Annotated in this window: 6 protein-coding genes; 4 read left to right on the plus strand and 2 right to left on the minus strand. The window is 69.5% G+C overall.

Annotated elements, in window-relative coordinates; translation table 11 throughout:
- Positions 1-121 precede the first annotated feature (121 nt).
- Positions 122-1,288 carry a tyrosine-type recombinase/integrase gene (locus tag ACR2FV_RS00005; protein WP_434013677.1) on the minus strand — a complete coding sequence of 389 codons (1,167 nt, stop codon included), beginning with the start codon at positions 1,286-1,288 and terminating at the stop codon, positions 122-124.
- Between the two features lie 303 nt (positions 1,289-1,591).
- Here ACR2FV_RS00005 and ACR2FV_RS00010 point away from each other — a divergent pair, with 303 nt between their 5' ends.
- From ACR2FV_RS00010 to ACR2FV_RS00025, 4 genes are all read left to right on the plus strand, one after another.
- Positions 1,592-3,298 (plus strand): ABC transporter, encoded by a 1,707-nt coding sequence (locus tag ACR2FV_RS00010; protein ID WP_434013678.1) that lies wholly within the window; start codon positions 1,592-1,594, stop codon positions 3,296-3,298.
- A complete protein-coding gene (locus ACR2FV_RS00015) occupies positions 3,295-5,022 on the plus strand; it encodes a GTPase (RefSeq protein ID WP_434013679.1) in 1,728 nt (575 codons plus the stop codon). Before ACR2FV_RS00010 ends, ACR2FV_RS00015 begins: the two co-directional genes overlap by 4 nt.
- A gap of 188 nt (positions 5,023-5,210) precedes the next feature.
- Complete coding sequence (locus tag ACR2FV_RS00020; protein WP_434013680.1) at positions 5,211-6,290, plus strand: hypothetical protein; 1,080 nt, start codon at positions 5,211-5,213, stop codon at positions 6,288-6,290.
- A gap of 139 nt (positions 6,291-6,429) precedes the next feature.
- Positions 6,430-6,789, plus strand: a complete 360-nt coding sequence (locus tag ACR2FV_RS00025) for a hypothetical protein (RefSeq protein ID WP_434013681.1) — start codon at positions 6,430-6,432, stop codon at positions 6,787-6,789.
- Between the two features lie 202 nt (positions 6,790-6,991).
- On the opposite strand, the gene ACR2FV_RS00030 is transcribed toward ACR2FV_RS00025, so the two are convergent.
- Positions 6,992-7,982, minus strand: a 991-nt coding sequence (locus ACR2FV_RS00030; RefSeq protein WP_434013682.1) for a transposase, incomplete at its 5' end; no start/stop codon positions are given.

A 7,982-nucleotide genomic window follows, 5' to 3' on the forward strand; every position in this document is an offset into this window, starting at 1 on the left:
CGTTCGGGCTGCGTGGAAGCGAGTTCTTCGTGGTAGGCGACAGCACCGTCAGAACCGCACCGACTCTGTCGCCTTGTACTTCCACGTCCGACCCTGCAGACGCGGGCGGCGACAACGCCTGTCACCCACCCCCTCTGGGTGGGTCATGGATGAGTGCCAGTTTCGACAAGGCGACCGCGATCTGTGCATCCCGACCAGCCGCGGCGTGCTGGTAGCGGAGAGCGGCGGCCGGGGTGGAATGTCCAAGCCGGGCCATCAGCTCGGCAAGTGTGGCGCCCGTCTGAGCGGCCAGCGTCGCACCGGTGTGCCGGAGGTCGTGCAGCCGTAGGTCCGGCCGGCCCGCGGTGGTTCGAGCCTTGTTGTAGGTTTTCGTCAGCTCGGTGTGCATCATGTGGCGCGAGTCGCCGGGGCGGCGCGGGAACAACAAGGCGTTAGCCGCGGGTCCGGTATGGGTGTCCAAGTGCGAAACTATGGCCGGCAACAGGTGCGGGGGGACAGCGACCGCCCGCACCCCGGCATGAGATTTGGGCAGTCCTATCAGGTCCTGGCCAGCGACGCGCACCACGGCTCGGGATACCGCGATCAGACCGCGGTCGGTGTCGATGTCACCCCGGCGAAGCTCGGCCAGCTCTCCGTAGCGCAGCCCGCACCAGCCCGCCAATAGCACCAGCAGTTGCAACCGCCCGGGCATGGCGGCCGCGATGCTCACCAACTCATCGGGCGTGGCGATCTGGATTCGGCGAGCCCTGGACGCTCGTCCGGCGCCGCGTACCTGACATGGATTGGCCGGGAGCAGTTGTTCCTCCACGGCCTGGCCCAAGATCGTCCGCAGGAGCGAATAGGCATGGGCGCGCTGGGTGGGGTGACGTGGGTCGAGTTGCCCATACCAATCGGCCACGATCTCGGGCGTAATGCTCCCCAGCGGCCGAGCGCCCAGGCCGGGCAGGATGACTCGCTCAACCAAGGACAGGTACAAGACCCGCGTGCGTGGCCGCAGCGGCTCGCCACGCACCCTACGGCGGTCCACGGCGCCCGGGGCGTAGTCGGCCAAGGTCGCCCCGGCTCGCGTGGCTCGCTGCCGTTCCTTTGGGGGCGTCCAGGCGTTGCTCGTCAGCAGCCTGCGCTCGGCCGCCAACCACTCCTCCGCATCCAGGCGCGTGTCGAACGTGTACGGCGCCGAGTAGCGTTGGAGGTCCGGCCCCACGTAGCTCGCCTGCACGCGGCGTGAGGGCAGTACCCGAATCGCGCCGAATCCTCGGCGGATCGGTCGCTTCCTCGGCTTGCCCATCGAGGCTCCTCACTCTTGATGCCGTGCAACTTACGTGCCACAGGGGTGCCACATCCTGCCCGCTCGTGTCCGCTCTTGACCTAGGGTTACAGTCCGCGTCGGTGCTGTTCAGAGCCCTAATAGGGGCCTGACCAGGCAACTTGACTGTAATCCGCCCGACAGCTTCGAGTCCTGCCGGGGGCGCACTCAGGGCTCAAGACTGTCTCGCCCGAAGCCCATCCAGAGGTCTGGTCTCAGGTCTCGCATCGCATGTCACGGCGATTCCTTTTGTGGAGGACCGCGACAGGAGGCAGGCTTGCCCCCGTGACGGACACGGATGCAGGCGCGGCCCTGCTGACCTCGGTCGAGAGGTTGCGCGAGTCGGCGGAGGTGGTGCGGCTGCCTCTGGAGCTGCCCGACGTCGACGAGGCCCGGTCGGCCCGCTCCGCACTGGTCCAGCAGCTCGACGACTATGTGCTGCCCCGGTTGCGCTCCCTCGACGCGCCACTGCTCGCTGTGGTCGGCGGATCGACCGGGGCCGGCAAATCGACGCTGGTCAACAGTGTCGTCGGCGAGGTCGTCAGCCGACCCGGCGTGCTGCGACCGACGACCCGCGCCTCGGTGCTGGTGCACCACCCCGAGGATGTCGCCTGGTTCACCGGCACCCGGATCCTGCCTGGGCTGGCTCGGCTGACCGGCGGCCCGACCGAGACCGCCGACCCGTCGTCGGTGCGGATGGTCGCCTCCGCCGCGCTGCCCCGTGGGCTGGCCCTACTCGACGCCCCCGACATCGACTCGGTGGTGCAGGCCAACCGCGACCTGGCCCGGCAGCTGCTCGCCGCAGCGGACCTGTGGGTCTTCGTCACCACCGCTGCCCGGTATGCCGACGCCGTCCCGTGGGACCTGCTGCGTCAGGCCTCGCAGCGGGGCACGTCAGTCGCGATCGTGCTGGACCGGGTGCCGCCCGAAGCGATCACCGAAGTGCGGTTGCACCTGTCCCAGATGCTGGGCGAACAGGGCCTGGGGGATGCGCCCCTGTTCACCGTTGCCGAAGGAGGGCTCGACGAGCGGGGCCTGCTGCCCGAGCGGGACACCAGCCGGCTCTCCGGGTGGCTGCACAGCCTGGCCGGCGATGCCCGAGCCCGTTCGGTGGTGATCCGCCGGACCCTGGACGGGGCGCTGAGCTCGCTGTCGGCCCGGGCGACCGAGCTCATCGAGGCAGGTGAGGCCCAGGTGGCCTCCAGGGACGGGCTGCGCCAGCTGGCGCACACGGCATACCGCGACGCCCTGGACGGCGTCGAGGAGGGGATGGAGGACGGCTCGCTGCTGCGCGGCGAGGTGTTGGCGCGCTGGCAGGAGCTGGTCGGGACCGGGGAGTTCCTGCGCCAGGTGGAGGCGGGCATCGCCCGGCTGCGCGACCGGGTCACCGCATTCGTGACCGGCCGACCGGTGGCGACGGAGCCGTTGGGGGAGGCCCTGCAGTCGGGCGCAGCGGCCCTGGTCATCTCACACACCCAGGTCGCGGCGAGCACCGCGACGCGGGCGTGGCGCAGCACGCCCGGCGGGGCCCCGCTCGTGCAAGTGCATCCCGAGCTGGGCAAGGGTGCCCCGGATCTGCCGGAGCGGGTGGAGCGGCTGATCCGGGACTGGCAGGGCGAGGTGCTCGACATGGTGCGTGAGGAGGCGGGTGGCCGGCGCTCGACGGCCCGCTATCTGGCGTTCGGGGTCAACGGCCTGGCGGTGCTGCTGATGCTGCTGGCTTTCAGCGCCACGGCCGGTCTGAGCGGAGCCGAGGTCGCGATCGCCGGCGGCTCGGCCGTGCTGGCGCAGCGACTCCTCGAAGCGGTGTTCGGCGACCAGGCGGTCCGCGAGATGTCCCGCAAGGCGCGGCAGGCCCTGCTGCTGCGGGTGGAGACGCTGCTGCGTCGCGAGCGTGGACGCTTCGACGGTGTGCTCGACGAGGTGCCGCTGTCGCGCTCGGCCATCGCCGAGACTCGCGCCGCCGCCGACGACGTGGAGCGGGCGCGATGAGCACCGCATTCCCCGTGCTGCGGCGCGGCCGCAAAGGTGGCGAAGGCGGCAAGGGCGCGGGAGGGTCGCTGACCTGGCGGGCGGACCAGCTCGCTGAGGCGATCGAGATCGGCGGGGCCCAGCTCGATCCCGCTGCGGTTGCCTCGGCGCAGGAAGTCGTGCAGCGGGTGCGGGAGCGCTGGGCGCTCAAGGGCGGGCGCACCGTGGTGAGCCTGGCCGGTGCCACCGGATCGGGGAAGTCGACCCTGTTCAATGCCCTGGTCGGTGAGACCGTCTCGACGAGCGGCGCCCGCCGACCCACGACCTCGACCGCCACGGCGGCGGTGTGGGGCGAGGAGGACGCGGGACCGTTGCTGGACTGGCTTGCCGTGCCACACCGGCACCAGGTGTCGGCGCCGCCCAGTGCGGGGTCGTCGGGTGCGGGGTCGTCGGGCTCGCGTCCGGGCGGCTCCACCGATGCTGCGGATCTCGACGGGCTGGTGCTGATCGACCTGCCCGACTTCGACTCGCGGGAGACCGCCCACCGGGTCGAGGCGGACCGGTTGCTGGCCCGCTCCGACGTCTTCGTGTGGGTGACCGACCCGCAGAAGTATGCCGATGCCCGGCTGCACGAGGACTACCTCGCCACACTGCAGGACCACGAGACCGTGATGATCGTCGTGCTCAACCAGATCGACCGGATCGACGACAGCGCGGCGGTCTACAAGATCAAGCAGGACCTGAGCCGGCTGATCGCCGCCGACGGCGCCGGTGACTTCGAGGTGATCGGAACCTCCGCGCGGACCACCCGCGGCCTGGACGTGCTGCGGGAGGCGATCGGCGGGGTCGTCAGCGAGCGCAACGCCGCCGAGCACCGGCTGCGCGGCGACCTGAGCGCCGCGGCGCGGATGCTGGCCGAGGGGGTCGGGCCTGACGAGCCGGCATCGGGCGACGTGGCGGGCGAGGAGCTGCACCGAGCGCTGTCCCAGGCAGCCGGCATACCCGTGGTGCTGCGGGCGGTGCAGCAGGACTACCGCCGACGCAGCACCGCTCGCACCGGCTGGCCGTTCACCCGCTGGTTGGCAGCCGCGCGCCCCGATCCGTTGCGTCGACTGCGGCTCGGCGACGACCGGGCCGGGCTCAGCGGCATCGCGCCCTCCGACGTCGGCGCCGTGCTGGGTCGCACGTCCCTGCCGCCGGCGACCCCCGCGGCCCGGTCTGCGGTGGAGCTGGCCACCCGACGGGTGGGGGAGCGGGCGGGCGCCGGGCTGCCGCCGCGCTGGGCCGACGCCGTGGAGGACGTCGCCGACGCCGAGCACTCGACGCTCGCCGACGCCCTGGACCAGGCCGTGTTGTCCACCTCGCTGCGGGCCCGCGACCCGTGGTGGTGGTCGGTGCTGCGCTTCGTGCAGACGCTGCTCGCGCTCACCGCCGTGGCGGGGCTGGTCTGGCTGACCGTGTTGGCGGTGTTCGGCTGGCTGCAGATCGACCTGGAGGTCCCGATGTGGGGACCGCTGCCGGTGCCCGCCGTGCTGCTCGTCGGAGGGGTGATCGCCGGGCTGCTGGTCGCTGCACTGGGCCGGGTGCTGGCCCGGGCCGGCGCACTCCGGCGCAAGCAGCTGATCGCCGACCGGATGGAGGAGTCCGTCGACGGGGTGGTCAAGACGCAGATCGTGCAGCCTGTCGGTGTGGTGCTGCAGCGGCACCGGCAGACCCGTCAGCAGCTGGAGTCCGCCCAAGCCTGACCCCGGGCGATCAGCAGACCATGCAGTTGTGTCGTCAGGGCGACATAACTGCATGGCCTAATGAGGCTCCGCCTCGGACCGCAGAGGGGCGGGGGTCGCGTTGGGGGGTGACGGGACCTGGGTGATGGGTGGAGTCTGGTGCACGACGGCAGGGTGGCCGTAGGAGGTGCGCTATGGCGACGCGGCCGGTGAATATCAACGATGTCCTGGACGGGCATGTCACGTTGGATCTGCGGTGTCTGGACCGGATCTACTTGAACGGGTACCTGCCGAACGTGCAGGTCGGTGGGCAGGTCGTGCAGTTCTTGGCCTCTCGTGGTCAGCCGATTCCGTCTCCGGCGGCGGTGGCCAGGATCGGTGAGTCCTTCCGGGTTTCGGTGCGCCGGTTCGCAAAGGACAATCAGATCCCGGTGATCCGGTTCGCCAAGGGCGACCGCAAGATCGAGGTGATGCGCCGGCATGTGGCCGCGCAAGCTGCCACGGGCCGGGCGGGGGTGGCCGCGATCGGGGTGGCGCAAGAGTTCCAGCGGGTGTTCACCGCGACCAGCACGCCGGCCCGAGATGGTGGGGCTCCGCACTTCGGGTGGGGCAAGGCCGACCGGCGGGTCACCTGCTACTACTTCTACCTGTGGGATGCCGACTTCGGGATGGCGTTCATCAAGGTCTGCGCCTACTTCCCCTACCCGGTCAAGATCTGGGTCAATGGGCACGAGTGGGCCAAGCGCCAGGCGGCCAAGGCCGGGATCGGGTTCACCGAGCTGTCCAACGGGTTCGCGGCCACCGATGACCCGGAAGGGCTGCAGGGCATCTGCGACCGGTTGGGTTCGGGCACCATCACAGTGTTCTGCGAACGCTGGTGGGCGCGGCTGCCGCTGCCGTTGAGCCCTGCGGACCGGGCCCGCGGTTACTGGTGGGACGTGTCCATGCGTCAGGTCGAGGTCTCCCGCACGATCTGCTTCGACGCCCCCCGAGCCGGGCGGGCGTTCTTCGAGGCGCTGGTCACCGACAACCTGGACGCGGGCCGACCGGACCACGTCGAACTGATCTTCGGCCGGCAGGATCGGTCGAGACGACCCGGCGTCTGTGCTACCCGGGTCATCACCCGAGGTCGACGTCACCGTCAACGCCTTCTTCAAGCACTCCAGAGTCAAGCAGTGCCTCAAGGACGGGCGGGCACTGCGGATCGAGACGGTGATCAACAACCCGAGCGACCTGGGCTGCCTACGCCGTCTGGAGCACCTGGAGGAACTCACGGCCAAGGGTCGTGACATCAATGACCGACTGGTGGACCATGAACGGGTCGGCCAGGGCTGTGTCCTCGCGAGCCCAGCCTTTGAGCGGGTCGCGCAACCATCCCTGGTGGATGGTCAGAGGGCCCCAGCCCTACGCTTCGGCGACCCTCGGGTCATGGCCCTGGTCGGCGCCCTGCTCATCGCCACCAACCTGGTCGGCGGGTTCACCAACGCCACCCTGCGCGCACAGGTCGCCGCGTTGCTCGGCGCCCCCTACACCCAGGCCCAGGCCAGCTATGACCTGCGCCGACTCCGCCTCAAAGGACTCATCGTCCGGCGCGAGCACTCCAACACCTACGCCCTGACCGGTGACGGGCAACGCGTCGCGGTCTTCTACACCAAGGTCCACGACCGGCTGCTGCGCCCCCTGCTGGCAGCCGACCGACCACCAGCCAGCCTCGAAGTCCGCCACGCCCTGCACACCCTGGACAAGACCGCCCAGGACTACATCAACCAGGCACGCCTGGCCGCATAAGACTTGCCTCAAGTGTCACGCCCCTAGGTGCGTGGGTCGGTAGTGGTTTCATCGGTTCCGGCGTTTCGTCTGGAATCGTCGGCGAGTCCATGGCCGTGTGACCGCTTTCGGCACGAAATTCTCTATCAGGCCACCACCGTCCTCTCAAGGCCGTAATCGGCGGCCCAGGGGGTGGGCGCAACGAGGGTCCCGCCCCGCCCGGTTACGCCATCTTGGCCCGGTAGGTGAAGAGTTTGAGCAGGTTGTGGCACCCGGCGAGCAGTTTCCACTCGGCTGCGGCCTGGTCCAGACCGCGTAGTTGAACGTGTTTGCCGTGGCGGGTGTGGATCTGCCCGAACACCGGCTCCACGATCGCCTTGCGGCGTGCGTAGATTTCTTTGCCGCGTGTGGTTTTCAGTTTCCTGGCCATCCGATCAACTGGGGTTGCGCTGGCAGGGATCCGGCCCCGTGGGGCATCAGGCACGGGTGCACCATGCTTCATACGCCGGGTTGAAATGAAGAACTCCGTCTGGTGGGCCCCTTCAAGTCCGGTGGTGTGTTCAAGGTTGGTGGCTGAGCAGTACCCGGCATCGGCTCCCCAGGTCCGGGGCATGGCACCGAGGGTGTCGACGGTTCTGGTTACCATTGGGACCAGTTGTTGGATATCGGTGGCGGTGTTGCCCAGTTCGGCAGCGATGATTACCTGCTCGTCGGCATCCACCACGGCTTGGGCGTTGTAGCAGTAGTGAAAAGATCCGTCTGCGGTCTTCATGATCCGCGCGTCAGGGTCGGTGAAGTTGCGTTGCGCCGTGTCCTTGGGCACCGCCGATGCTGCTGCCGTGTCCCCGGCACCGGTGACCGCGTCGTCGTCGTCCCCGCGGTCCGCGGCTTTCTTCTCGGCCACTGCACGGGCCTTGGTTTGCGCTTCTTCTTCCAGGCTAGCCCGGGCAGTCTTCATCGCCAACGCGCGACGCTGCCGGTTGGCCAACTCCACCGGCAACTCATCCCCGCGCTTGCCCCGCCCGAAACGGGCGTCCTCGGCCGCGTCCACGGTCTTGGCCTCGGCCATCAAGTCACTGATCTCCTGGGCCAACACTTTTTGCTTGGTGTCCAGCCGGGCATAGGACATGGCTTTGTGTCGGGAGGCATTGGCCCGCACCTTCGTCCCGTCCAACGCGACCTTGCCCAGCGAGACCATGCCCGCGGCCCGGCAC

The organism is Ornithinimicrobium sp. (genome assembly GCF_051004135.1).
Taxonomy (GTDB): domain Bacteria; phylum Actinomycetota; class Actinomycetes; order Actinomycetales; family Dermatophilaceae; genus Ornithinicoccus.